This window comes from Pseudoflavitalea rhizosphaerae (genome assembly GCF_003991355.1).
Taxonomy (GTDB): Bacteria; Bacteroidota; Bacteroidia; order Chitinophagales; family Chitinophagaceae; genus Pseudobacter; species Pseudobacter rhizosphaerae.
Genome location: NZ_RCSU01000012.1, coordinates 44,241 through 70,894, shown reverse-complemented (window position 1 = coordinate 70,894; position 26,654 = coordinate 44,241). Strand labels below are relative to the sequence as shown.

Genomic DNA, 26,654 nt, shown 5'->3' with positions numbered 1-26,654 from the left:
CCTTTTTAGTCAGCCACTGCGCACACGCTGATTCTTTGCCACACTTCCAATTCCGCTTTTTTGCGCTATTTTTGCAGCCGTTTTATAACCAATCATCACACATGCATTTATCAGAACAAGAGATTATCCGGAGAGAGAAACTGGCAAAACTCCAGGAAATGGGCATCGATCCCTATCCCGCACCCTTATTCCCGGTGAACAACACCGCTGCCAATATTCTGGCAAATTTTAAGGAGGGAGAGAACAATGCTGATTTCAATGAAGTAGTGCTGGCAGGCCGTATTATGAATGTACGCGATATGGGAAAAGCCAACTTCGCCAGATTACAGGATGCTTCAGGCAGGATCCAGCTCTATATCAAGCGTGATGAAATTGCTCCCGGAGAAGATAAATCTCTGTATGATGAAGTATGGAAACATCTCACAGACATCGGTGATATCATCGGAATAAAAGGTTATGTGTTCACAACCAAGACCGGTGAAACTTCCGTTCATGTGAAGGAACTTAGTATCCTTACCAAATCCCTGAAGCCGCTTCCCGTGGTGAAGGAAAAAGAAGGCGAAACTTTCGATGCCGTTACCGATCCTGAATTCCGGTACCGTCAACGTTATGCAGACCTTATTGTGAACCCGCAGGTGAAAGATACTTTCCTGAAACGCACCAGGCTTATCAATACCATTCGCGACTTCCTCAATGAGCGCGGAGCTATTGAAGTGGACACTCCTGTTCTCCAGGCTATTCCCGGAGGAGCAGCAGCTCGCCCTTTCGTAACGCATCACAATGCACTGGATGTTCCTTTCTACCTGCGTATTGCGAATGAGCTTTACCTGAAACGCCTCATCGTGGGCGGATTCGATTGGGTGTATGAGTTCAGCCGCAACTTCCGCAATGAAGGAATGGACCGCACACATAATCCCGAATTCACCGTTTTGGAATGGTACACTGCCTACAAGGATTATTTCTGGCTGATGGAGATCACCGAGCAGATGCTGGAGACAATCGCATTGAACCTGCATGGCACTACCAAATTAATGGTGGGTGATAAAGAGATCGATTTTAAGGCGCCTTTCAAACGCATCACCCTGTACGATGCCATCAAAGAGCACACAGGCATCGACGTTACCAATATGGATGAAGAACAGCTTCGCGGAGCCTGCAAACAACTCGGTCTTTATCCCGATCCTTCTTTCGGCAAGGGCAAACTGATCGACGAGATCTTCAGTGAAAAATGTGAAGGACATTTCGTTCAACCCACATTTATCACAGACTATCCTGTGGAAATGAGCCCCCTGACCAAGAAGCACCGCAGCAAACCCGGACTGGTAGAGCGTTTTGAGCTAATGGTAAACGGAAAGGAAATCGCCAATGCCTATAGCGAGCTGAATGATCCCATCGATCAGCGTGAACGCTTCGAAGAGCAGGTGAAACTGATGGAACGCGGCGATGATGAAGCCATGTACATAGATCATGATTTCCTCCGCGCACTCGAATACGGCATGCCGCCCACCGGTGGTATCGGTATCGGTATCGACCGCCTGACCATGCTGATGACCAATAACACCAGTATCCAGGACGTACTCCTCTTCCCACAAATGAGACCCGAAAAACCGGAAGAACAGGAAGAAGAAAAAGCAGCAGAAAACTAATAAGGGATTCCCACTCGCTGGCCTCCCGGCGAGTGAGTTTTGTTTAGTCGCCTCTGGCGACGCGGTGTTCGCCGGAGGCGAACAAATAGCAGTCACTCGCCGGGAGGCGAGCGACTGCTCTCCGTTGGGGATGTTACCGAAATAACAATACGATAATCATGCATTTTACCCGCACGCATTTTCTCTTCAGGATATTTGCAACCGGCTATGCAGATGATTCAGCAAATACAAAGCGGCAACATCCAAAGCTTTGAAAAGGTATACCAGCAATACCATTCCAAACTGTATTATTATGTGCTCAGGCATTGTCACTCCGCTTATCTCTCCGAAGAAACAGTCCAGCTCACTTTTATCAAGATGTGGGAGAACCGGAAAGATCTTTCTCTGCAGTATGATATCTCCATACAGCTTTTCCGTATTGCACGCAGCACCATGATCGATCTCCTCAGAAAGGAAAGAACTGCCAATCGTTTTCTTCTCCACCCGGTAGACGATATCACAGCTATCCAGGATGCAGGCCCCACAGATCATAAAGAAGATCTTAAACAGGTGGAAGCACTTATCGAAGATCTTTCACCAGTCAGAAAAAAAGTTTTCAAACTCAGCCGCTTTGATGAACTCTCTCACAAAGAGATCGCAGAACAATTGTCCATTTCCCCCAAGACCGTTGAAAACCACATTGGGCGCGCCATCCGGCATTTGAAAGATAGAATGGTCTGCATCTTCTGGTTTCTTTAGGTCCATTTCTTCATTAACTAATTGTTACCGGTGAGGGATCAGCCTTTTTTCCACGAATTACAGATGTATGAAAATTACTGAAGCGCAGATCAGGCGATATTTCAACAATGAATGTGATACACAGGAAAGACAGGCAATCAGCGAATATTTTATCAGGCATCCGGAGGTCCTGGAAAAATACCTAACTGAGCAATCATGGGAAAACTTTGAAGTAAGGCTAGACCTGCCGATGGAGATTTCAAAGAAATTACTGTCTGCGATCAGGACCAATACATACGAAGTACAAAGGCGCAGGGCCATCCGCCGGAACTGGACCGCCGCAGCGGCAATACTGCTGCTCATCACCGGCGGAATATGGTACACGCAGACAAACAGGCCTAAGGCCGCAAAAACCATTGCAGCAAAAGAGGTGGCGCCAGCGGTTGCGCCTCTACGTTATCAACGGAGATTCAATTCCACCAATAAAACCTTATCACTGGTTCTTGAAGACAGTAGTTGTGTTCAGTTATCGCCCAACAGTGAACTGATCTATCCTCAACCTTTCCTGCATGATAAACGCAGCATCATATTGAAAGGTGAAGCCCGCTTCGATGTGGCAAAAGACCAGGCAAGACCATTCACCGTATATGCAGGGCAACTGGCTACAACTGCGCTCGGAACTGTGTTTTCGATCTCAGCCTTCGAAGGGAAAAATATACGTGTGCATTTGATGAGCGGGAAAGTACGTGTGGAAGCCGACAGTTCCATGATGACCAGGGGCATGAAAAGCGCGATACTGCTGCCCGGTCAACAATTGCAATTGAACGGTCTGCATCAAATGGTGATCACAGATGTGAAAGTAAAAACACGCAGAGTTCCGATCCCTGTTCCTGCAAAAACGAAAGCACAGCCAGGCAGCCAGCTGATGGTATTTCACAACGAATCGCTGGAAAGCATTTTCAACAGGCTGGCTGATCATTTCAAAACCAATATCCAATTCAGGCCTGAACAAATGGCCGGCATGACGTTCACCGGAAAATTCGATCCGGAAAAGGAATCATTACTTGAATTCATTCAAACGATCGGTTTGCTCAACAATCTTTCTGCCGCAAATGAGAACGGCATTATACAGGTAACAGTCCAGTAATAAATCATTCAAACACATTTTTTCATCGCATTCTAAATACAAATTGAGTGCACAGGAATTGTATTGTCTAAACCGGAAAGTATGAAACCATTCATCAAACCAATTTCAAGGACCAACAGGGCCCATCTTTTGCTGTTATTGCTGCTCTGCGGCCTCTGGGCACAGGGGCAATTGCAATCCCGCGGACCTGTGGCTACGGGCGTAGTAAAGAACAGCAAGGGCGAAGCGCTCGGCAATGTGGCAGTAACCATGCAGAACCAGCAAAACGAAGCTGTTGCCAGTGGCGAAACCAACGAAAAAGGAATTTTCACTTTCTCCAACCTCCCGGTTGGAGGCCCTTACCATTTTATCTTTAGTCATATCGGATTTGTGTCCGATACACTCACTGGCTACACTGTACAGGAGAAGGCCAGGATCTCCCTGGCTGTTACACTTCGCATGAAATCCGAAGAACTTAATGAGGTGGTTGTAACAGCACTGGGTATACGAAGAGAGGAGAAGTCACTTGGCTATGCCGCACAGACCATCAAAGACAATGCAGTGCAGGATGCAAAGACCAATAACTGGGTGAATGCGCTCTCCGGAAAAGTTGCCGGCCTGAACATTCAGGGCGCGGGCGCCGGCCCCATGGGATCTTCCCGGATCACACTGCGTGGCGAGTCTTCCCTCAATCTCGACAATAACCAGGCGCTGATCATTGTGGATGGTGTGCCCGTGAGTAAGCGCATTACCGGTACCGGTTATTCTTCACACCTGTCTGCCGATAACCCGGTGGATTTTGGTTCTCAGCTCAGCGATATCAATCCGGATGATATCGAAAAAGTTACTGTGCTTAAAGGCGCTGGCGCTACAGCTCTCTATGGAAGCCGTGCTGCTGGTGGCGCCATCCTGATCACCACAAAATCAGGACAAAAAAAGGACAAGGGCTTCGGCATAACTTACAATTCCAATATCAGCATTGACCAGGTGAACCGCTGGCCCGATTATCAGTTCGAATATGGAGAAGGCAGAACGGACAAATACTATTCTTATGGCAACAGCGAAGACGGCACCAACACCAGTACCACTGTAGCTGCGGGACGCGCATTCGGCCCGAAGTTCAATGGACAAATGTATTTCCAGTACGATCCCAACACGCCCGATAACAAACCCACACAACGGACTCCCTGGGTGGCGCATGAAGATTATATCTCCGGTTTCTTCAGAACAGGTCTCACCATCACCAATGGTATCTCCATCGAAGGTGGGGGCGACAGGGGCACGGCACGCCTCAGCTTAACGCATCTTAAGAACCAGTGGATCCTTCCCAATACAGGTTTCGAAAGGATCAATGCCGCGCTCTCCGTTAATCAGAAAATTTCCAATCGTTTAAAGATCAACGGAAAGGTCAATTACACCAACAAGAAAAGTGATAATCTCCCGGGCGCAGGCTACAACAACCAATCCATCATGTATTTCCTGATCATCGGTACTGCGCCGAATATCAGGCCCGAATGGTTCAAGCCTTACTGGATGCCTGGTCAGGAGAATGTGAAACAACGCAATCCTTTCAATACCGGTCCAGATAACCCTTATCTCGATCTCTACGAGATGCTCAACAAGATGAACAAGCATGGTGTGATCGGCACGCTCTCTGCCAACTACGAGATCAGTCCGAAGCTGGAACTGATGGTGCGTACAGGAACAGACCTTTCTTTCGAGTTCCGTTCTCAGCAACGACCATTCAGCATGACCAAGTTCCCCAATGGATCCTATCGCGAGCAGAACATCTTCAATTACGAGATCAATACAGATGCCCTGCTTACTTATAATGATCGGATCAATAAGAATTTTCGATACAGCATTTCAGCTGGTGGCAACGCTATGCGCTCCACCTATGATTTCGCGGGGATGTATGCAGACCAGCTGGCACAGCCGGGTGTTTACATGATCTCCAACAGCCTCGATCCTGCCGTGGCTGATCCGCAGAAAATAAAGAAGTCCATCAATAGTTTGTATGCAACCGGTCAATTGAATTTCAAGGATAAGGTCTTCCTCGATGTTACCGGAAGGAATGATTGGTCCAGCACACTGCCCAAAGGCAACAATTCTTATTTCTATCCTTCTGTCAGTACCAGCATATTGCTGAGTGAGCTGATGGCCCTTCCTTCTGCTATCTCTTTTGCAAAACTGAGATTGAGTTGGGCGCAGGTGGGTAACGACACGGATCCTTACCGGACAGCCAAGTATTACGATAAGGTCTACAGCAACGGGCTTACCAATCCTGCCACCATGTTCAATCCTGATCTTAAACCTGAGATCACAACCAGCTATGAAGCCGGTATGGACCTGCGTTTCCTGAAAGGCAGGGTCGGTATCGATCTTACCATATACAACAATAATAGCCGAAACCAGATCATTGCTATTCCTGTTGACCCTGTTTCCGGGTTCAACAATAAAGTAGTGAATGCAGGTTTGATCAACAGCCGGGGCGTTGAACTGATGATCACCGGTAAGCCTGTTGTAAACAAGAATTTTTCCTGGACCACTACGCTCAACTGGAGCACGAACCGCAGTTATGTGAAAGAGCTTGCTGAGGGCATTACCAGCCAGGTGATCTATGCTCATAACAGTAATGTTTCCATTGAAGCGCGTGTAGGCGGAAGAATGGGAGATATGTATGGCAGCGGCTTCCAGCGCAATGAAGAAGGAAAGATCATATACTCCACACTGGGCCTGCCGTTACCGGTGGATCCTGTAATGAAGAAATGGGGCAATGCATTTGCCGACTGGAAAGCAGGGCTCATGAATGAATTCGCCTTCAAGAATGTTCGGGTGAGCATCCTGCTGGATGGCCAGAAAGGCGGCAGCATGTACTCGCAAACCAATCACAAGAACAATACGCTGGGAAAAACGAAAGTTACCCTGCCTGGTAGAGATGAAGGTATCGTTGGCGATGGAGTAGTATGGGACGCCACAGCAAAAAAATATGTGCCCAATACTGTTCGTGTGAATGCTTCCACTTATTACGAATCCATCTACGCCATCAGCAATGCAGAGATGAATATTTTCGATGCCAGTTTTCTCAAGATCCGCGAAGTGCGTTTAGAATTTGGCGTTCCACGTAAACTGGTACAGAAGTTAAGACTGCAGCAGGCCAGCATTGCATTGTACGGGAGGGATCTTTTCAATTTCACCAGCTTCCCCGGTTTCGATCCTGAAGGTGGTAACCTGAACAATGGAACACTCACGCCCGGCGTGGAGCTGACGCAGTTCCCTTCAACACGGACCATGGGCGTAAATCTTACTGTAAAATTTTAATCAAGTTGTATGAATTGGCATAAACATATTTTTTCAGCAACTGTTCCGCTATTACTGCTGTTCAACAGTTGCACAAAGAATTTTGATGAATTGAATACCGATCCCAATCGTCCGAAGGCCAGTACACCTGGTGTGATGCTTGGTCAACTGGAATACAGGATCGTGAATACCACCATTAATGAAGGGCGGTTCTTTACACACCAGTTGATGCAGGTGGATGCTCCCCGCAGCAGCAATAATGGAGCAGGATTGCATCGCTACGTGGTGCAACCCGGAGCCGCCGTCTGGAGCAATTTCTACCGGTACATAATTGATATCGAAGATATTTCCTTCAGTGCAGACAGCCTGAAAGAGCCCAATTACAAAGGAATAGCGCTCGTGTACAAAAGCTGGGCTTATTCCATACTTACTGATCTGTATGGAGACCTGCCTTACTCCGAAGCTACGAAAGGAGCTTCCGGCAATTTCCTTCCGAAGTTCGACAAGCAATCCGCCATTTACCCGCAATTGCTGGCAGACCTCGATAAGGCAAATTCATCCTTTGTTCCAAAAGCGCTTACCTATGGGGGTGATATGCTATACAATGCCAATTCAACCAACAAGGATCCCGGGGCCGCCATCCAAAAATGGAAGAAATTCGCCAATTCACTCAAACTGCGGCTATTGCTGCGTTTGCTCAAACGCGATGGTGAACTGAATATTGCAGAACAGATCAATGCCATCCTTACTGATCCTGCAAACAGACCTGTTTTCAACAGCAATGATGATGAAGCCATCTTCAAATATCCCGGCACCTTCCCTTACTTCAATCCATTCTACAATACCCGTCAACTGGAATGGCGCGATGGCGCCTACTTCACCAAATTCTTTCTCGACAGGCTGAACACAAACCAGGACCCACGCAGGTACGTATGGGCGCTGAAAGTGAAAAAGAATAATGTAGACACTTTCAGTGGTATCGAAAGCGGTTATCCCACTTCTGTGGAATACGCTGTGGGAGCCAATTCCAGCTACCCGGATGCTTTGAAGACCTACCAGGGGCTTGGTGTGATGATGACCTACGCTGAAATGGAATTCATCAAAGCAGAGCTGGCTCTTCGTGGGTTCAATACCGGTAGTACTCCAAAACAACATTACGAAAATGGTATCCTGGCTTCCATGACCCAATGGGGTGTATCGATGCCTGCCGATTTCACCAGCAGGCCCGGCGTGTTGTACAACGAAAGCGGCTCATTTGAACAGCAACTGGAACAGATCATGTTGCAGAAATATTTCGCTTACTTCTTTGTAGACTATCAATCCTGGTTCGAGAAAAGAAGAACAGGCTATCCGGTATTGCCAAGAGGATCGGGTATTCCGGCCGAGAACCAGTTCCCCGCCCGGGTTCCTTACCCTACCTACCTGCAATCGCTCAATCCCAATAATCTGGCAGATGCGGTAAAAGAAATGGGAGGCGATAACAGCAATATCAAAGTATGGTGGGATAAATAATTTCCAGAATTCAAACACGCAGTATAATGATAAAGAAACCATGGATCCTGATTCTCGCTTCCTGCTTCCTGTTGAAGGCAGCAGCGGCGCAATCAACTAAAGAGACGCGTACCCTGATCGTTTTCTTTGACGGGCTCAGACCCGATTACATCACACCTGAGCTGATGCCTAATCTCTATGCTTTCAAGAAGCAGGGCGCTTATGGAAAAAGCCACCACAGTGTATTTCCAACAGTAACAAGAGTGAATTCTGCTTCTTACTCCACCGGCAGCTACCCGGTAACACATGGTCTAATGGGGAATTCAGTTTTCTTTCCGCAGGTGAATTCTTCAAAAAGCCTCAATACCGGTGAAGCGGAAGAGCTGATGAAGATCACAGAAGCTACAAAGGGCAAATTGCTCACCACTGTTTCACTGGGCGAGATCGTGCAATCCATCGGAAAGAAGATGATGGTCTTCAGTTCCGGGTCTACCGGGCAGGCATACCTGCAAAACCATACCATCAGCGGCGGCGCTATCATCAACCCGGCGATGGTCCTGCCGGCAAGCATCAAAGACAGCATTTTCCGTGATCTCGGTCCGGTTGGGCCAGGTGGCAAACACAAATGGGTAACGGATGCACTTATCCGTTATGGTTTTGCTGCGGATGGCCCCTTAATCAGCGCTATCTGGTTTTCCGATCCCGATGGAACTGCGCATGCCAAAGGCATCGGTTCGCCTGAAGCAGTGGCAAGTATCAAAGTAGTGGATGAACAGTTTGGCCGGATCGTGACCACCCTCAAAGAAAAAGGCCTCACATCTTTTTACAATATTCTCATTTCAACCGATCATGGATTTATGACCCATGTAGGACAGGGAAGGAAAAGCCTGAACCAGCTCCTCATCGGTAACGGCTTCAAGCAAAGCGAAACTTCTGAAGACATTGTAACCGCCGGTGGCGCTATATATCTGAAGGACCAAAACCCAGAGACCATCAAAAAGATCGTGGCCCTGCTGCAACCCCTGGAATTCGTAGGCGCCATTTTCACAAAGGCTGCCATACCCGGCGATCAGCAAGGCTTTGTACCGGGAACGCTGAGCTTTGAAACCATTCATTGGAACCATGCCCGGGCCGCAGACATCCTGGTGGATGCCAACTGGGGCAACAGGGTGAACAGCGCAGGTTATGCAGGCGCCAGTTATCTGCCGGGTGTTGCGGGCCACGGTACGCTCAGTCCCTGGGATGTGCATATTCCATTGATCGTTTCAGGGCCTGCATTCAAAAAAGGATTTGAAACGGATCTGCCCACTTCCAATGTGGATCTGGCGCCAACGGTGCTGCATATCCTGAATATTCCAGTGCCCGCAGCGATGAATGGAAGGGTGATGAACGAGTTGCTGCAAAAACCTGCTGCTAACGCGCTCAAATCAGCGAAGAAAGAAACGATTGAGACTTCAACTACATACCCCGGCGGAACTTATAAAGTAACGTTGATGCGTACAGTATTGGGAGAATACCAGTATGTGGATGGAGCAAAAACGGAAAGGAAATAATTACTCAGGGTGTGGCCAGTCGCTCGCCTCCGGCGAGTGACTTCTATTTGTTCGCCTCCGGCGAACACCGCGTCGCCGGAGGCGACTAAACAAAAGTCACTCGCCGGAGGCGAGCGACTGGCCACACCCTGAGTATTTTCTACAGGAAAAGATCCGGCATCAGCTTCTGATCCGGGTTCACTGCATACTTGCTGAAATCGGTGATCCCTTCTTTTTTCAGCACATCTTCATCGATGAAGAAATTGCCGGAACATTCAAACGAAGGTTGTTTGAGAATATGGAGCGCTGCTTCTGCCACTATTTCGGGTGTGCGGCTACGTTGGATGAGGAAATCACCTCCCAACAAATTCTGTACTGCAGCAGTGGCGATTGTTGTAGCGGGCCAGAGCGCATTGGCGGCTATGCGGTGTGGTTTAAGTTCCTCCGCCAGTCCTAATATCACCATGCTCATGCCATATTTGCTCATGGTATAAGCCAGGTGTTTGGAAAACCAGTTGGGGTCCATATTCAGGGGCGGGGAAAGATTCAGGATATGCGGGTTGTTCGCTTTTTTCAGGTGCGGGATACATGCCTGGCTCATGAAGAAGGTGCCGCGGACATTGATATTGTGCATCAGGTCCCAGCGTTTGGGCTCCAGTTGTTCCGTGGAGGAAAGATTGATGGCGCTTGCATTATTCACGAGAATGTCTATGCCGCCGAATTTTGATACTGTGTCATTTACAACTTGCCGGATGCTTTCTTCGCTTCGTACATCACCTGCAAGCGGCAGCACATTGCCATTACCTGCAGCCGCAATTTCTTCTGCGGCGGTAAAGATGGTCCCTTCCAGTTTCGGATGCGGCTCGGTGGTCTTTCCAACGATCGCAATATTGGCCCCTTCCTTTGCCAGCCTTACTGCGATGGATTTTCCGATGCCACGACTTCCGCCCGTTATCAGCACTGTTTTGTTTTCCAGCAACATATGACAAGATGTTTAAAGATGTACAACTGTTGATTACAACTATAAATATATGCGCTTTATTATGGCCAGGGAAAGATTGGGTAGTTGTACTAAAATACGGAAAAGTAGAATTACGATGGCTGTTGTAAATACTGAATTCTTAAAATAAAGCAAATATGCTCTTGCAAACGGAAGCGTTTGATTCTATGTTTGTACTGTTGATTGATTGAAACAAGGACGCCAATATCCAAAACGAAAAACCGACCGAGCGACCGAAGTCCAACATCCTGACGAAATAACCAAACCCGCCTAACCAACGGGGGATTAGAGTACCAATGTCCGAACAACTAAATTATCGTCCCGGTTCAGTCAATAGAACACAAGAAAATCCAATAACCCGCTGATCCAAGTATCCTAAGAAACGACTTGTAAAATTTGTACCTATTGATGACCCTGTACTGTTGGTAAGGTTTCGTACAAAGAAATTTTAAACAGTCCCGAAGTTCCTTCAGGACTGTTTTTTTATGCCTTTGCTAATTGGTAGCGAGGAGGATCTGCCAGGCGTCCTGCACCTTGCCCTGGTCCAGGAGATGTTTGGCGTAGGTATGCAGTTCTTTTTCCATTTCTTCCGGGTTTACGGAATAGTACTGGAAAATATTCTTCAGCGTATCATCATGGAAAGACGGATCGATAACGGGCATTTCATGCACATTGCCCAGCTGTCCCAGGTTGTTGCCACTCAGGATCTTACTGGTACGGATATGCGCCGGTAAGGCATCGATCCCGATCCCCAGTTTTACATTCGGTTTTTCCACCTGGAAAAGATTGCTTTCATCTACTTTGCAGTACCAGTCGCCACCGAGACGGGCCACATGGTGCAGTTTACGCTGGTCGATGAAATTCTTTTCATTGAGGATGCTATCGTCTATGTGCATGCGCAGTACTTCGCAGATCACGAGGTTGCCGGCGCCGCCTTCCGTGCCGAGCGGTTTGATTTCAAGTACATGGCATTCCATCTTCACTTTACTTTCTTTCACCATCGGCGGTTTTACGAGCGTAGCAGGTTCGGGCGTAAAGCCTGAAGGACCGAACTCATTGATATTACGGGGAAACTCGCAACTGGCGAGGCTTGTCTGCTGCACCATATCGTAGTCCACAATATTGATCACCACTTCCGGAACTTCCAGTACATTCTGCAATGTGTGTTTGGTGGTATTGTCGCGCACACGGCGTGCGGGTGAAAAGATCACCACCGGAGGATTGGAAGAGAAGAGATTGAAAAAGCTGAACGGGCTCAGGTTCACCTGTCCATCCGCACCGATGGTGCTGGCAAAACAGATAGGTCTTGGCGCGATGGCATGTTGCAGGTAATTCTGCCTTTCAACTGTAGTGATATTCTTGAGATCGATGATCATGTGCCGTTAGTTTGCCTTCGTTACATTTTTCTTTTGGGCCAGGATGGAGAAATTATCGTCTTCGCGTACGATGGTATTGCTGAGGATACCCAGTCCATCGATCTCCATCTCTACTACGTCACCTTCCTTCAACCACTGTTCCTGGTAGTTAGGAGCGTTGAGTTTGCCGGTGCCGTTGAGTTCCAGGAAGCAACCGGTGCCAACTGTGCCGCTTCCGATCACGTCACCTGCATGCAGGGTAACGCCATAGGAAGCTCTTTCGATGATCTCTGCAAAGGTCCAGTCCATATCACCAATATTGCCATCGCTCACCTGAACGCCATTCACGCGGCATTGCATGCGGAGGTTCCAGGATTTGCCTACATGGCCTTCTTTGGCGGGGATTTCAAAATTCTCCAGTTCATCCAGTGTTACCAGCCAGGGGCCGATCACCGTGGAGAAGTCTTTGCCTTTGCAGGGTCCGAGGTTAAGGAGCATTTCTTCCATCTGCAGTCTGCGTGCGCTCATATCGTTCATGATCATGAGGCCGGCAATGTACTGATCGGCTTCGGCTGCGCGGATATTGCGGCCTGGTTTGCTGATCACGATAGCGGCCTCCAGCTCAAAGTCCAGTTTCTCGAAATGGTCCGGCATGCAATAAACATCGCCAGGGCCCTGAATGCTGAGGTGATTGGTCATGTATATGATGGGGTACTGGTCAAATTCATCGATCATCGGCACTTTACGATTGCGGCGTGCGGCTGCAACGTGCTGGCGGAACGCATATCCGTCGCGGCAACTGGGCGGATTGGGCACGGGAGCCAGGATATGAGCGGATTTGTAATCGAATCCTTTGGAGGCGGATACTTTGCCATCCTTGATATTCTTTTCCACTTTCAGCGCCATGGGATAGGCATCATCCCAGTAATGCAGGAACATGGCCATGCTCTGCGGAAGGTCCGGGTGCAGCTCTTCCAGGTCGTACAAAATTCCGTCTACGTACATCGCAAGTCTGTCCTGCTCATTGAACAGGTAGGAAACCAGTTTCATATAAAGCAATTTATTGAGGTCTGCAAGATAGAACAATCGTTTGTATTCACGGCCGGTGGCGGTTGGCCGCTGGCATCATTTTTAAACCCTTTTGCATAATAACCAAAAGCATCCTGTTATGGCAACGATAAATACGGAAAACCGAAACCGCTCAATGATGAAAGGCGAAGCAAAGATCGTGTCCGGCATGAAAACAAAAATGCACGTTTTCATGGCCGATATGATGGGCGATGTAGCAAGCGCGATCAACAACAGGAAACTGATGGAAGAGAGTGAAAAGGAAATGGGGAAACGGACCGAACCCGGTCATGAACATTCGAGAATGGAAAGGGCGGAGATCAACAGTGCAACAGGACAACAGAGCGGCGACTATCCGAAGAACGATCATACAAAAGAAGTAGTAGCTGACCAGGCAGTGAGTTGATTGGGTGCGGCCTGGGCTGACTAAAAAGGGCGGAGAGTTGGCAGTCCCTCGCCTCTGGCGAGTGACTTCTAATTGTTCGCCTCCGGCGAACACCACGTTGCCGGGAGGCGACTAAATAGCACTCACTCGCCGGAGGTGAGCGAGTGCCCGCTGCGAAATGAATTGAGTTTGTTCGTATCTTTTGGGTATGAAAAATTCTATTGCTGCCTTATTGTTTTTGATCACCGGCACAACTGCGATTGCACAGGAAAAAAACGATCCCTGGCTGGATTCGCTGATACGCTCACAGGCATCGCCCTTTCTGCTGAATGTACTCAATCAGCCTGATACTTTTCAATACCAGTTCATCTATACACAGATCAACCGCGACAAAAACAATAAGCCGCATTTCCAGAACTACTACCTCCATGTAAACAAAGACCGCTACTTCAACCCGGCCAGCATGGTAAAGCTGCCCACTGCGCTGCTGGCCCTCGAGAAGATCAATACACTCAGTAAATATGGCGTAAACAAATACTCCACCATGCTCACCGATAGTTCATATGACCGCCAAACCCGCGTAGTATGGGACAGCACTTCGGAAGATGGAATGCCCTCTGTTGCGCATTACGTAAAAAAGATCTTCCTCGTAAGTGATAACGATGCCTACAACAGGCTCTATGAATTTGTGGGACAACAAACGCTCAATGAGCGGCTCTGGAAAATGGGATACAAACAGGCCCGCATCACACGCCGTTTTGTGACCATGACCGAAGACCAAAATCGTCATACCAACCCTATCCGCTTCAAACGGAATGGAGACCTCCTCTACATCCAGCCGCCCGCTTACTTCACAAAGAACTTCGATTTCAGTAAAAAGATATTTGTTGGGAATGCCCATTACAATCGGGAAGACAGCCTGATCAATTCTCCGATGGATTTCACCACTCACAATAATTTTCCGCTGGAATATTTGCAGCAGATCATGCAGTCTGTTCTTTTCCCTGAAGCTGCACCACGCTCGAAAAGATTCAAATTGACGCCGGAAGATTACAGCTTCCTCCATCAATACATGAGTGAACTGCCTTCGGAAAGCGCATATCCATCCTACGATAGTTCAGAATATTTCGACAGTTACACTAAATTCTTTTTCTTCAAAGCCAACAAGGGAAAGATCCCGCCATATATCCGCTCATTCAATAAGACCGGCTGGTCATACGGGTTTCTCACAGATGTATGTTATATCGTGGATTTCAAAAACAATGTGGAGTTCATGCTCAGTGGCACTATCTATACCAATAAAGATGGGATCCTCAATGATGACAGGTATGAGTATGAACAAACAGGTTATCCCTGGTTCAAAGAAATGGGCAGCATTATTTATAACTATGAACTGCAACGTCAACGTACCTTTGCGCCTGACCTGAAAGATTTTCAATTGCAGTATAAATAATTTCACATGATGATCCTCCGTACTTCTGTAATTTCCCTGGCATTGATGCTGATAGTGGATCTCGCTTCCATTGCACAGCAGGTAGTGCATGGCGCCATTGTTCGTGCAGATACCACGCAGAAAAAGATAGCCATCGTTTTTACAGCAGATGAATTTGGAGATGGCGCAGACATCATTACTGATGCGTTGAAGAAAGAGGGAGTAAAAGCATCTTTCTTTTTCACCGGCAGGTTCTACCGGAATAAAGCTTTTACCAATAAAATAGCAAAGCTGAAAGAAGATGGCCATTATCTCGGACCTCACAGTGACCAGCACCTGCTTTATTGCGACTGGAAGAAAAGAGATAGCACACTGGTTACACAGCAGCAATTCCGAAAAGACCTGCGGAAGAATTATGCTGCCATGAAAAAATTTGGCATCACCAAAACGGATGCGCATTTCTTTCTGCCTCCTTATGAGTGGTACAACAAGGAAATAGCCAGGTGGACAGCGGCAGAGAATTTGCAGCTGATCAATTTCACCGGTGGTACGCTCAGCAATGCGGATTATACAACACCCGATATGAAAAATTACAGAAGCAGTGAAGACATCCTGCAGTCTGTCTGGCAATGTGAATCAAAGCGGCCAGCAGGGCTTAACGGATTTATGCTGCTCCTGCATTTCGGAACCGATCCTAAACGCACCGATAAGCTATACCGGCGCCTCCCGGAACTGATAAAGTTTCTGAAGGCTAAAGGATATGAGCTGGTCAGGGTGGATCAATTGAGCTTTCCCCTCCCCAAATAGTAATAAAAAGTTCAGACATTGCCGTTATCCGGATGTTTCAACAATGAACAAAAAAATCTGTTCGTTGTTGAACAATCGAATCAACTTCTGGTTATAACCCATACCCCTTCTCGACCGATACCATACGTAACAGAAATCCTTTTGTTATGGAGAAGGCAACCAAACCACAGTTCACTAAAAGTGAACCCGCGGCAGAAGCCGCATTTCAAAAGCTGCGCAAGGATGTAAAGGAGCTCATTGCCAAACTGGAGCCATCCCGCAGGAAGAATATTGTTTTTAAAGCATTATTGTTTCCGCTATTGTACATCGCCACTTATACATCACTGTTGTTATGGGGTGGAAATGATTATATTTTCTTTGCCGGTTATTTCCTGCTGGGTGTAACACTGGTAATGATCTTTCTCAATACCATTCACGATGCCGTTCACGGCACGATCTTCAACCAAAAATGGGCTAATGAAATATACGTCTACTTTTTTGATCTGATGGGTGCAAACAGCTACGTGTGGCGGCTACGTCATGTAAGGTTCCACCACAATTATCCGAACGTGGAAGGATGGGATACGGATATAGAGCAGAGCAGTCTTGCCAGGATCTTTCCAACAGGTAAAGTATTGCCCTTCCACAAATTCCAGCATATCTATCTCCCTTTGCTGTATCCGCTGTATCTCTTCAACTGGCTGCTGGTGCGGGATTTCAGGGATTTCTTCAACAAGAGGAAGACCATCTGGAAACTGGTGAACATTCCCCGGAAGGAATATGTAAAGCTCTTCGTTTTCAAAGCGGCTTTCTTATTCTATCTACTGGTATTACCACACTGGATCTTGTCTGTAGACTGGTTGAAGATCATTGCAGGTTTCCTGTTGATGTTATTTACCGCCAGCATCTTTTCGCTGATGGTGTTGCTGAGCCCGCACGCGAATACCGATTCGGAGTTTCCGGTGCCGGATGAAAAGAATAAATTACCGCATAACTGGATGATGCATATGCTCACTACTACCAATGATGTGAGTCACGATAACTGGTTTACAAGATTTTTCATGGGTTCTTTCAACTTCCATGTAGTGCATCATTTGTTCCCCAATGTGAACCATGTGTATTACCCGGAGATCACGGGACTGTTGCAGCAGTATGCGAGGCAATATGACCTGCCTTACAGGCAGTATTCCCTGAGAGTAAGCCTGAGCAATCATTTCAGGTTACTCAAACAGAACGGAGCCTCTGAAAATATCTTTGAAGAAACGATGTAGGCGCAAATCTTGTATTATTTTTGTATAAACCCGGGTATTATGAAATTTGAAAAGATCCATAACAAGGGACAGGCACAGTTATTCAAGAACCGTTATCTCGAGATGCTCACGAAAACGCATCCGCTCGTGATCTGGGGAATGTACCTGCCTGTATTCGTGGGAATGCCCTGGTATGCTGCAACGAAACTTGGCTATGAAGGATGGAGGATAGCAGCTACCTATATTGCAGGAATCTTTTTCTGGACCTTCTTTGAATATGTAATGCACCGCTGGATCTTTCACATGATCGCTGAAAGTCCGCGTGCACAGAAAGTCATTTACGTGATGCATGGTAATCACCATCATTTTCCGCGCGACAGGGAGAGGCTGTTCATGCCGCCCATTCCCAGCCTGCTGATCTCCGGTACTATCTTCGGGATCATGTACCTGCTGATGCGCGGCAATGCTTTCATGTTCTTCCCCGGTTTCATTCTCGGTTACCTGATGTATGGAAGCATGCACTATGCCATCCACGCCTGGAACCCTCCCTTCAAGTGGATGAAACCCCTGTGGCGCAATCACCACCTGCACCATTATAAAGATGAAGGCAAAGGATATGGCGTTAGCACTACTATCTGGGACAGGGTATTTGGTACCATGTTCGATCTGAAGAAAGAAAAGGAAGACAAAGAGAAGGTGAAGGAACTGATGTACCAGAAATAAGATCAGAATACAACGCGGTAAGTCCTGTGGATCTTATCTCTTTTTGCGCCTGTTGCTTCATGGATGCTCATCATCTTTTCATTGAAATCGCCCACCCAGGCCAGTTCTACACCTTTGATGGTATTGCGTGGTAATACTTCCAGCTGCAGACAGCGGATCAGCGCTGATTCGATACCGTGGTTCTGGTATTTCTTCTTGCATCCCATGATGATGATGCGGAGCCTGTCGATGGTTGTACGGTTCTTGTACCAGAGGAATTTGAGCTTTCCCCAGAGATTGAGTTTGCCATTCACATGACGGAGGATCTGGTTCACATCGGGAAGGCAGAGTACAAAGGCGATCGGTTCATCGTTGTAATAAGCGAACCAGATGATCTTCTCGTCCATGATAGCCTGCATCTGACGGAAACTTTCCTTGATAGTGCCCATTTCAATCGGCGTGAAATTCTCGAAATCGCTCCAGGCATTGTTGTAGATCTCCTGGAAATCAGCGGCGAATTTGTGGAACTGCCTTTTATCGAAATGTTTGAAACTGTAGCCGGGCTTCTTCATTACCCAGTCGGCAATTTTGGTGAACCTTTCCGGTAAAGGAATGGTGGCATCCAGGAAATTGGTGAACTGGTCGTATTGTTTTTTGAAGCCGTAAGCTTCGAAGAAATCGATGTAGTAGGCGGGGTTGTAGTTCATGCCCAGGCTGGGTGGTTTGAATCCTTCAATGAGGAGTCCCCAGAATTTATCGTTCTCACCGAAATTGATAGGGCCGTCCATGGCTTCCATGCCCTGCTTTCTGAGCCATTCCTTGGCCGTATCGAAGAGGAGGAAAGCCGCTTTCTGATCGTTGATGCATTCGAAAAAACCTACACCACCGGTGGGTTGTTGGTTCTTGTGTGCTTTTTCCTCATTCACAAACGCGGCAATGCGGCCGATAATTTCACCCTGGCCGTTTTTGAGGAGCCAGCGGGTACAAACGCCATGAGAGAAAAATACATTCCTTTTTGGATCGAAAACCGCCTCAACATCGTTGTGGAGCGGGCTGATCCAATTTGAGTCGGTCCTGTATAATTTCCCCGGGAATTCAATAAACTCCCTGGCAGATTGGGAGTCATTTACCTCTATGACGTTCATGCTGCGAACTTAGCTCAATTTCACCATTTCTCGTCATCCGGAATGGGGGAGTTTGGCCTGAAATTGTCCCGGCTTTGGGCCTTGGCCAGCATCCTTTCAATGATCAATGCCGCAATCAGCGAGCCTGCATCGGCATCCGGATGATCTTTTAAAACCTGTTTTACTTTCTGTTCGCTAACATCTATCCTGTACAAAATGTTTACCAGTGAGGGAAAATCATTACCCACCAGGTAATTTATCCTGGCTGCCAGTAAACTTTCGAATGCCTCCTGGTTTCCTTCCGGCAGATCAAAAAAAGGACGCAGGGTTTCCTGCACAAACATTATGTTTTTATCTACGCTCAAATGATTAAATTTATAATACCGACATAAATGTACGATATACCAGCATGCTGGTAATGAACCTTATTTCTTAGACCCTCTGCAATAAATATCCTTATCCGGTTATGCGGCTAAGTGCATTGCTTATTGCAGTTTTATTCTTTTCGGCCGGCGCCCTCCAGGCACAACGTACAAAGTACGGTGTGGTAAATGGAACAGTGCTCGACTCTTCCAGCCGCCAACCGGTGGAGGCTGCCACCATTTCTGTATTCCTGCTCCAGGATTCTTCACTCATCAGTTATGTGCTCACCAACCGGAAAGGACAGTTCCAGGTGAAGGATGTACCACTAGGTAAACCCTGCCAGTTACTCATCTCCTGCAACGGCCTCAAAAGTTATACCCTGGCTTTCACCATTGCAGAAGACAAAGCTGACACCATATTACCGCCAATTCGATTAGGCAAGGCCGTGAAAGAACTGGAAGAAGTGATGGTAGTAGGCCTGCGACCTCCCATGGTGATCAAAAAAGATACAGTAGAATTCAATGCCGGCGCCTTCAAAACAATGCCCAATGCCGTGCTGGAAGACCTGGTGAGACAATTACCGGGTATCGATGTAGACAAAGACGGCAATCTCACCATGAATGGAAGGAAAATAGAAAAGATCACTATCGACGGGAAGGATTTCTTCGGCAATGATCCGCAAATGGCCCTGAAGAATTTGCCAAGAAGCATCATCGATAAGATACAGGTCACCGATAATAAATCGAAGCAGGCGCAGTTCAACAAAACTACAACCGGAGAAGAAAACAAAGTATTGAACCTGACTTTGAAAAAAGACCAGAACCAGGGATGGTTCGGCCGCGCTTATGGAGGATACGGCTCCGAAGACCGCTATGATGCCGGGGGCAATATGAACATGTTCAATAGTGAAAAGCAGGTAAGCATTATCGCCACTGCCAACAATACCAACCGCTCCAGCGCAGGTATGGGCAGCTTCGGTATCAGCAATGCACAGAGCAGCCTCGGCGGAGGCGGCTCGGGCTTCACCGATACAAAAACCGGAGGGCTCAATTTCAGCAATGTCTTCAGCAAGAAACTCACTTTGGCCAGCAGCTATTATTACAACAGGAATTTTTTCAAAAACAATACGCGTACACAAAGACAATACATCCTTGCTGAAGATGATCTCAGTATTTATGATTACCATTCCCTCAATACCAATTCCAGCACCAATAACAATCACCGCCTCAATGTGAGCATCGATTACAGGCCGGATAGCATGACCAGCCTTTACCTGAATGCTGCATACGGAAAAATGAAGGGATACTCCGGCTCAGTAAATAATGCCAGTTCGAAAGGAAGAGGAGGCACCCTCCTCAATACCAGTTTCAATGAATTGAATGGAACCAATGATGGCAATGACCTGGCGGCAGAATTCTTTATTGGAAGAAAATTCAAGAAAGAAGGCAGAAGTCTTTCCCTGAACCTGAATTATGGATCGAATATTTCAAACACCAATGATCTGAACAAAGGCAATATCTGGTTACTTAAGCAGGATGGCACAGACTCTTCCAGCCTGCTGAACCAGCGTAGCGTACTTTCGGGCGATAACAGGAATTATGGTTTTTCTATCGGCTATACAGAACCGGTAGTAAAGGACCTGAACATCCTGCTCAGGTACAATTACCGTGTTACCGATGGCAACTCCAATAAGAATACCAGCCGCTTCAACGATGGCACCAAAGAATACGATATCATCGACACCTCCCTGACTGATGCTTTCACCAACCGTTCTGTTGTCAGCAATCCCGATGTGAGCCTCAACTACACAAGGAACAACAAATTCAGGGTCAACGCCGGGTTTGGCATGCAATGGATGCATCAGCAAAATACATCCCGGATACAGAAGGATATGGACCAGCGATTCACCAATATCTTTCCTACAGCCAGCCTTGCCTGGCAGTTCAACAAAACAGGAGAACTTTCATTTTTCTACAGCGGCAGCAACCAGCAACCATCTCCCCAGCAATTGCAACCTGTTCCGGATAACAGCAATCCGTTATACATCATCATGGGAAATCCTGATCTGCGGCCGGCTTTCAGTCACAACTTCAGTTTATCGGTCCGTAAATCCAAAGGCACATTCTATTGGTATACTGCTATGAATTTTTCCACCACTTCCAATATGATCATTACGGAAACATATTTTGATGAGTTGAGAAGACAGGTAAGCAGGCCACTGAATATGAACGGGAATTACTCCACATCGGGAAATGCAACAGTGAGCAAAACCTGGAAATCGAAAGACTTTACCTTCCGCGCAAACTCCAGCCTGGGCGGTTCTTTCAACCGGAATATGTCCAGGATCGATAAGCAGGACCTTGAGTCGAAGTCCTACGGATTGAATGCGAGATTGTTCCTGACCGGTACGTACAGAGACCTGTTCAACCTGATGCCGGCGTACACTGTCCGGTTCAATGATTCAAAGTACAGCGTTGCGCAGAACCAGGACGCATCGAGTGTAACACATATGCTGTCGACTGATTTTTTCATCAACTGGCCAAAGCGGCTGATCATCGAAAATAATATCACCTATATCTACAACAGCCGCATTGCGCCTGGGTTCAGGAAGGGCATTACCAGTTGGAATGCTGCGGCCAATTTTCAAATGTTTAAAAATAAAAGAGGCGTACTTCGGTTTGCCATCTACGATATACTCAGGCAAAACACGAATGTGAACAGAACAATTTCGCAGAACTATATCCAGGATGTGCAGGTGGATGTATTGCAACAATATTACCTGGTGAGCTTTCTCTATACCTTCCAGAGTTTTGGAGGGAAAAAACAATGATCAGAATTTCTCCATCACGCCAAGGCCGAATAATGCAAAATCAAAGCGGGCCGGATCTTCGGGATCGAGCTGGCGCAACCATTTGGTGAGCTCAACGGCAGCGAGCCAGTCTGTTTGGGTGCGTTGCAGGAGATCGAATTTTTTGGCCACACGCGCTACGTGCAGGTCCATGGGACAGATTAGCTGAGCAGGCGAGATCTTTTTCCAGATTCCGAAATCCACACCTTTATTATCTCTGCGCACCATCCAGCGGAGGTACATGCTGAGGCGTTTGCAGGTAGAACCTCTTGCCGGTGTGGCGATATGTTTCCTTGTTCTGTTAGGCACATCTTCCAGTGAAAAGAAATAATCATAGAATCCTCTCAATCCAAACTCGATTGTTTCATCTTTCTTATTCATGCCTTTGAGGAAGGCGGCTTCCAGGCTTTGGTGCGCATGATAATGCTGGTGCAGGAACTCCAGGAAGTAGAGCAGGTCTGTTGCATTGAAAGTGCGGTGTTTGAAAGTTGTGAGCTGCTGTAGTTTTTGCGGACTGCTATCGAGGATGAACTGATGCGGCGCCATGTCCATCAATTCCATCAGTTCCCTGGTCTTGTTGATGATGGTGGTACGGTTACCCCAGGCAAAGATAGATGCAAAGAATCCCGCGATCTCTATATCCTGCTGTTTGGAGAACAGGTGAGGAATAGAGATCGGGTCGTCTTTGATGAAAGAAGGCTGATTGTATTCAGCCGCTTTCTTTATCAGGAAAGCTTTGAGCGATTCGGTGGATGTCATGTTTATCCTTCAATTGCCTGGCGGAGGTCTTCGATGAGATCATCCGCGTCTTCGATGCCCACACTCAATCTGATGAGGGAATCGGACAGGCCGTTCTTCACGCGCTCTTCTCGGGGAATGCTGGCGTGCGTCATGGATGCGGGGTGATTGATGAGCGATTCAACGCCTCCTAGGCTTTCCGCCAGGGAGAAGAGTTTGGTGGATGACAGCACTTTGGTGGCAGTTGCTACACTGTCGTCTTTCAGCGTGAAGCTCATCATGCCGCCGAAGCCGCGCATTTGTTTAGAGGCGATGGCATAGCCGGGATGGTCTTCAAATCCACACCAGTACACTTTTCCAACTTTCGGATGGTTGCGGAGGAAGTTGGCGATCTTGATCCCATTCTCGCAATGGCGCTGCATACGGACGTGCAGGGTTTTGATACCACGCAGTACGAGGAAGCAATCCATCGGGCCGGGCACAGCGCCACAGCTCTTCTGGATAAAGTAAAGTTGCTCGCGCAAGCCATCATCATTCATCACGAGTGCTCCCTGGATCACATCACTGTGGCCGCCGAGGTATTTGGTGGCTGAATGAAGCACGATGTCTGCACCCAGATCAAGTGGGTTTTGCAGAAAAGGTGAAGCGAATGTATTGTCTACACAAACCAACGCTTTTGCAGTCTTGCCAATGGCAACAACTGCGGCGATGTCTGTAACGTTGAGTAAAGGATTGGTGGGCGTTTCAACCCAGATCAGCTTTGTTTTGGCAGTGATGGCCTTGCTGATATTGGTAGTGTCTGTCATATCCACGAAGCTGAATTTGATACCAGCTTTCTCATAGATCTTCGTGAACAGGCGGTAAGTGCCCCCGTACATATCATTGCCTGCAACCACTTCGTCGCCGGGCACCAGCAGCTTCAACACAGCATCGGTAGCTGCCACGCCGCTGCTGAAAGCCAGTCCATGCTTTCCATTCTCTATCACTGCCAGTGCTTCTTCCAGCGCGTGCCTGGTGGGATTCTGCGAGCGTGCATACTCATACCCCTTGTTTTTGCCGGGCGCTTCCTGAACATATGTAGAGGTCTGATAGATGGGCGTCATGATGGCGCCGGTTGACGGGTCCGGTTCAGTTCCGGCATGGATGAATTTAGTTGCGAGCTTCATAGATTTTCAGAATTGGTTTACAAAGATGCAGAATAAAAGCCGGATTTCCAGTTTAACAGAAGCTTAACCTGCCTTTCCCGGATACCCTGTAACATTTTGCAAACACTGAGTGGGTCTGCATTTGAAGCCTCTCGTCCTAAACCGTACACTGCGTACATCTGCGAAATTCTTCGTATTGCTTATCATGTGGCTCCCGCCAGTACCAATTTACTTGACTTCGGTTATGGATGCTATTACTTTTGGGTCGTGAATCTGATCAACATAGTTCACCCATAAAAAAAGTATAGCCATGAAAAAAGTTTTCTTCATCCTTTGCACTGCACTGATCTCAGTTGCAGCCTTCGCCTACAAAGCAGCAGACCCCAACGAGAAAGTGCTGAAATCATTCAATGAAACATTCTCCAACGCCGAAGAGGTAAAATGGGCGGAATACGAAAATTATTACACCGTAAGCTTTGTGAGCGGTAAGGTCCGCGCCAAAGTGAATTACGATAAAGACGGGAATATGCTGGGCTCTACCCGCTACTATACCCCTAACCTGTTACCGATCGGTATCCTCAACCAGGTTAAGAAATCACATCCCAAAAAAACATTGTTCGGAGTAACTGAGATCAACGCCAATGGTGAAGTAAATTACTACATCAAGATGGAAGACGCCAAATGGTGGACAACCATCAAAGTTGACGATTCAGGCAACTCCAGTGTGTACGAGAGATACAAAAAGGGATAAACTGGCCTGGCTAGTGCGTACCTCTCAGCCGATTAAGTCTATCTATCTCAACAACGTACCGGCCGCCAGATATCTCCAGTCGAAATTTTCAGCCGCATGGATTTCCAGCGGCTGAATTTTTTTATGTAAGACAGCAGGCTGAAGAATGCCCCTGTTCACCAAAGTCCGTTTGGCTTCCTGCGCAAAGTCCTGCACATCGGACAGCTGCATCCACTGTTGTTGCGGCGTTTCAAAACCGGTTTTATCTTTTCTCCATACAATTGAATCAGGTAGTTTCGATTGCATGGTCTTCCGGAGGATCCACTTGGTAAAGCCATCTCTTATCTTGAGTGTGGAAGGGAGGCTAAAAATAAATTCCACCAGTTGATGATGGAGGAAAGGAAGTCTTACTTCACAACCATGCGCCATGGAATTGCGGTCTGCATATTGAAGCAGTTCTTCCAGTCCGTTGAGAAAGCTGTTGTAGTACAACATGCCATTCAATGAATCGATATACGGGCGGGCATAATGCGATTGACCGTATGCTTCCACAAATTGCGGCGCAAGGTGGGGGTGGTATTGTTGTTTTCTCGCTTTTGATTTCAGGAGAAAGGCTGAAGCAAAAGATGGGAACTTTCCTGCAAGTTGTTCTTTCCAACCCCATCCAACAACGATGCCCAATTCTTTTGTAGCCTGCATTTCCTGTTGCAGCAGCGAACGGTTGCTCCTGCCCAGTTCCTGCCAGAATCCCTGGTAATATTTATGGTAACCGGCCAGTGTTTCATCCGCACCCTGTCCATCCAGCAGTACAGTCACTCCATGCTGTTTCGCCAGCTGGAATACTTTGAACTGGGCAATGGTCCCCGAAGATTGAAAAGGCGTTTCCTGGTGATAACAAACCTTCTCGAATTCATTCAGCATATCGCTTGCGGAAGGTTGCACATTGTGTTGTGTTACGCCAAGCTGATGAGCTACCGTGTTGATATGTTTCGATTCGTCCCTTGCAAATCCCGGAAAAACAGCAGAGAAAGTATGTACGGGCGTATTGGTGAGTTCGCAAACAGTGGCAAGTACAGAGGAGCTGTCGAGCCCGCCACTGAGAGAAGTGCCAACGGCAACATCGCTTCTCAGCCTGTTGCTGACAGATTGCGTGAACAACTCACGGAAACGGTCAATCGCATTTTCGGTTGTGATGGAATGATCTGTTTGCCGCGCATCGATATCCCAGTACTGGTGGATGGAAAGCAATTGCGAAGGCAGATCATAGACCAGGTAATGCCTTGCAGGTAGTTGAGCAATATTCCTGTAAAAGCTCCTGGCGGGATCGCCGGGATGCTGAATGTATCCGAGTGTGAGGTAGTTGTACAGCATTTGTTCGTCTACCTGCTTTTCCACGCCTGCAGCCCAGAGGGCTTTCATTTCACTGGCGAAAAGGAATTGATCATCATCTTTGTAATAAAAGAAGGGCTTCTCTCCAAAGCGGTCCCTGGCAGCAAAGAGTTGTTGTTCTTTACTATCCCAGATGGCGAAGGCAAACATGCCTTCGAATTGTTCCAGGCATTGGTGGCCGTAGCAATCGAATGCAGCGAGGACCACTTCCGTGTCGGATTGTGAAGAGAACTGGTATCCTTTCTGCTGAAGGGTTTGTTTGAGTTCTTTGTAATTATAGATTTCGCCGTTGTGCACGATATGATATCGTTGCAGGTATTCCATCGGCTGAGCGGCGGCCTGGCTGAGATCGATGATGGCCAGACGGCGATGGGCCAGCCCTGCACTACCGTTGTTGTATAAACGAATATCGGCTCCGTCAGGGCCGCGGTGCGCAATGGCAGCGCTCATCTGTTGAAGCCTGTTAAGGCTTACCAGCGAAGGATTGGAAGATAAGATACCTGCGATGCCACACATAATGGCAACAA

Annotated in this window: 21 protein-coding genes; 13 read left to right on the top strand and 8 right to left on the bottom strand. The window is 47.5% G+C overall.

Going from position 1 to position 26,654, the window contains the following annotated elements:
* Positions 1–101 precede the first annotated feature (101 nt).
* From lysS to D9Y29_RS19555, 6 genes are all read left to right on the top strand, one after another.
* On the top strand, positions 102–1,646 hold the full coding sequence (gene lysS, locus D9Y29_RS19580; RefSeq protein ID WP_127131395.1) for a lysine--tRNA ligase: 1,545 nt from the start codon (positions 102–104) through the stop codon (positions 1,644–1,646).
* Positions 1,647–1,859: 213 nt separating this feature from the next.
* Positions 1,860–2,384, top strand: a complete 525-nt coding sequence (locus D9Y29_RS19575) for an RNA polymerase sigma factor (protein ID WP_164735486.1) — start codon at positions 1,860–1,862, stop codon at positions 2,382–2,384.
* A gap of 67 nt (positions 2,385–2,451) precedes the next feature.
* Positions 2,452–3,510 (top strand): FecR family protein, encoded by a 1,059-nt coding sequence (locus D9Y29_RS19570; RefSeq protein ID WP_127131391.1) that lies wholly within the window; start codon positions 2,452–2,454, stop codon positions 3,508–3,510.
* 81 nt (positions 3,511–3,591) lie between these two features.
* Positions 3,592–6,810, top strand: coding sequence for a SusC/RagA family TonB-linked outer membrane protein (locus D9Y29_RS19565; RefSeq protein WP_127131389.1), 3,219 nt, complete (start codon positions 3,592–3,594; stop codon positions 6,808–6,810).
* Positions 6,811–6,819: 9 nt separating this feature from the next.
* Complete coding sequence (locus D9Y29_RS19560; protein WP_127131387.1) at positions 6,820–8,301, top strand: SusD/RagB family nutrient-binding outer membrane lipoprotein; 1,482 nt, start codon at positions 6,820–6,822, stop codon at positions 8,299–8,301.
* 26 nt (positions 8,302–8,327) lie between these two features.
* Complete coding sequence (locus tag D9Y29_RS19555; protein WP_127131385.1) at positions 8,328–9,833, top strand: alkaline phosphatase family protein; 1,506 nt, start codon at positions 8,328–8,330, stop codon at positions 9,831–9,833.
* A 139-nt stretch (positions 9,834–9,972) separates the two neighbouring features.
* Here the strand turns inward: D9Y29_RS19555 and D9Y29_RS19550 are convergent, their stop codons facing one another.
* The 3 genes from D9Y29_RS19550 to D9Y29_RS19540 form a co-directional block, all read right to left on the bottom strand.
* On the bottom strand, positions 9,973–10,794 hold the full coding sequence (locus tag D9Y29_RS19550; RefSeq protein ID WP_127131383.1) for an SDR family oxidoreductase: 822 nt from the start codon (positions 10,792–10,794) through the stop codon (positions 9,973–9,975).
* A 512-nt stretch (positions 10,795–11,306) separates the two neighbouring features.
* Positions 11,307–12,188: a flavin reductase family protein gene (locus D9Y29_RS19545; RefSeq protein WP_127131381.1), complete on the bottom strand. Its 882-nt coding sequence runs from the start codon at positions 12,186–12,188 to the stop codon at positions 11,307–11,309.
* A 6-nt stretch (positions 12,189–12,194) separates the two neighbouring features.
* Positions 12,195–13,217 (bottom strand): fumarylacetoacetate hydrolase family protein, encoded by a 1,023-nt coding sequence (locus D9Y29_RS19540; protein ID WP_127131379.1) that lies wholly within the window; start codon positions 13,215–13,217, stop codon positions 12,195–12,197.
* A gap of 118 nt (positions 13,218–13,335) precedes the next feature.
* On the opposite strand from D9Y29_RS19540, the gene D9Y29_RS19535 reads away from it, so the two are divergent.
* From D9Y29_RS19535 to D9Y29_RS19515, 5 genes are all read left to right on the top strand, one after another.
* On the top strand, positions 13,336–13,641 hold the full coding sequence (locus D9Y29_RS19535) for a hypothetical protein (protein WP_127131376.1): 306 nt from the start codon (positions 13,336–13,338) through the stop codon (positions 13,639–13,641).
* Between the two features lie 187 nt (positions 13,642–13,828).
* Complete coding sequence (locus D9Y29_RS19530) at positions 13,829–15,073, top strand: serine hydrolase (RefSeq protein WP_127131374.1); 1,245 nt, start codon at positions 13,829–13,831, stop codon at positions 15,071–15,073.
* 6 nt (positions 15,074–15,079) lie between these two features.
* A complete protein-coding gene (locus tag D9Y29_RS19525; protein ID WP_127131372.1) occupies positions 15,080–15,859 on the top strand; it encodes a polysaccharide deacetylase family protein in 780 nt (259 codons plus the stop codon).
* Between the two features lie 146 nt (positions 15,860–16,005).
* Positions 16,006–17,109 carry a fatty acid desaturase family protein gene (locus D9Y29_RS19520; protein ID WP_127131370.1) on the top strand — a complete coding sequence of 368 codons (1,104 nt, stop codon included), beginning with the start codon at positions 16,006–16,008 and terminating at the stop codon, positions 17,107–17,109.
* A gap of 39 nt (positions 17,110–17,148) precedes the next feature.
* Positions 17,149–17,811 (top strand): sterol desaturase family protein, encoded by a 663-nt coding sequence (locus D9Y29_RS19515; protein ID WP_127131368.1) that lies wholly within the window; start codon positions 17,149–17,151, stop codon positions 17,809–17,811.
* A gap of 2 nt (positions 17,812–17,813) precedes the next feature.
* On the opposite strand, the gene D9Y29_RS19510 is transcribed toward D9Y29_RS19515, so the two are convergent.
* Positions 17,814–18,935 carry a GNAT family N-acetyltransferase gene (locus D9Y29_RS19510; RefSeq protein ID WP_127131366.1) on the bottom strand — a complete coding sequence of 374 codons (1,122 nt, stop codon included), beginning with the start codon at positions 18,933–18,935 and terminating at the stop codon, positions 17,814–17,816.
* Positions 18,936–18,955: 20 nt separating this feature from the next.
* The gene (locus D9Y29_RS19505) at positions 18,956–19,279 is read right to left on the bottom strand and encodes a hypothetical protein (protein WP_127131364.1); all 324 of its coding nucleotides are present in this window, start codon (positions 19,277–19,279) and stop codon (positions 18,956–18,958) included.
* Between the two features lie 101 nt (positions 19,280–19,380).
* On the opposite strand from D9Y29_RS19505, the gene D9Y29_RS19500 reads away from it, so the two are divergent.
* Entirely contained in the window at positions 19,381–22,107 is a 2,727-nt protein-coding gene (locus tag D9Y29_RS19500) for an outer membrane beta-barrel protein (protein WP_127131362.1), read from the top strand.
* On the opposite strand, the gene D9Y29_RS19495 is transcribed toward D9Y29_RS19500, so the two are convergent.
* Together D9Y29_RS19495 and D9Y29_RS19490 are read right to left on the bottom strand one after the other, a co-directional pair.
* Positions 22,108–22,884, bottom strand: a complete 777-nt coding sequence (locus tag D9Y29_RS19495) for a TIGR02757 family protein (RefSeq protein WP_127131360.1) — start codon at positions 22,882–22,884, stop codon at positions 22,108–22,110. It abuts the gene before it with no gap.
* A gap of 2 nt (positions 22,885–22,886) precedes the next feature.
* Positions 22,887–24,029: a cystathionine gamma-synthase gene (locus tag D9Y29_RS19490; RefSeq protein WP_127131358.1), complete on the bottom strand. Its 1,143-nt coding sequence runs from the start codon at positions 24,027–24,029 to the stop codon at positions 22,887–22,889.
* A 289-nt stretch (positions 24,030–24,318) separates the two neighbouring features.
* Between D9Y29_RS19490 and D9Y29_RS19485 the strand changes: the two genes are divergently transcribed.
* Positions 24,319–24,759: a hypothetical protein gene (locus D9Y29_RS19485; protein WP_127131356.1), complete on the top strand. Its 441-nt coding sequence runs from the start codon at positions 24,319–24,321 to the stop codon at positions 24,757–24,759.
* Between the two features lie 42 nt (positions 24,760–24,801).
* Here the strand turns inward: D9Y29_RS19485 and asnB are convergent, their stop codons facing one another.
* Positions 24,802–26,643: an asparagine synthase (glutamine-hydrolyzing) gene (asnB, locus tag D9Y29_RS19480; protein WP_127131354.1), complete on the bottom strand. Its 1,842-nt coding sequence runs from the start codon at positions 26,641–26,643 to the stop codon at positions 24,802–24,804.
* Between the last annotated feature and the right edge of the window lie 11 nt (positions 26,644–26,654).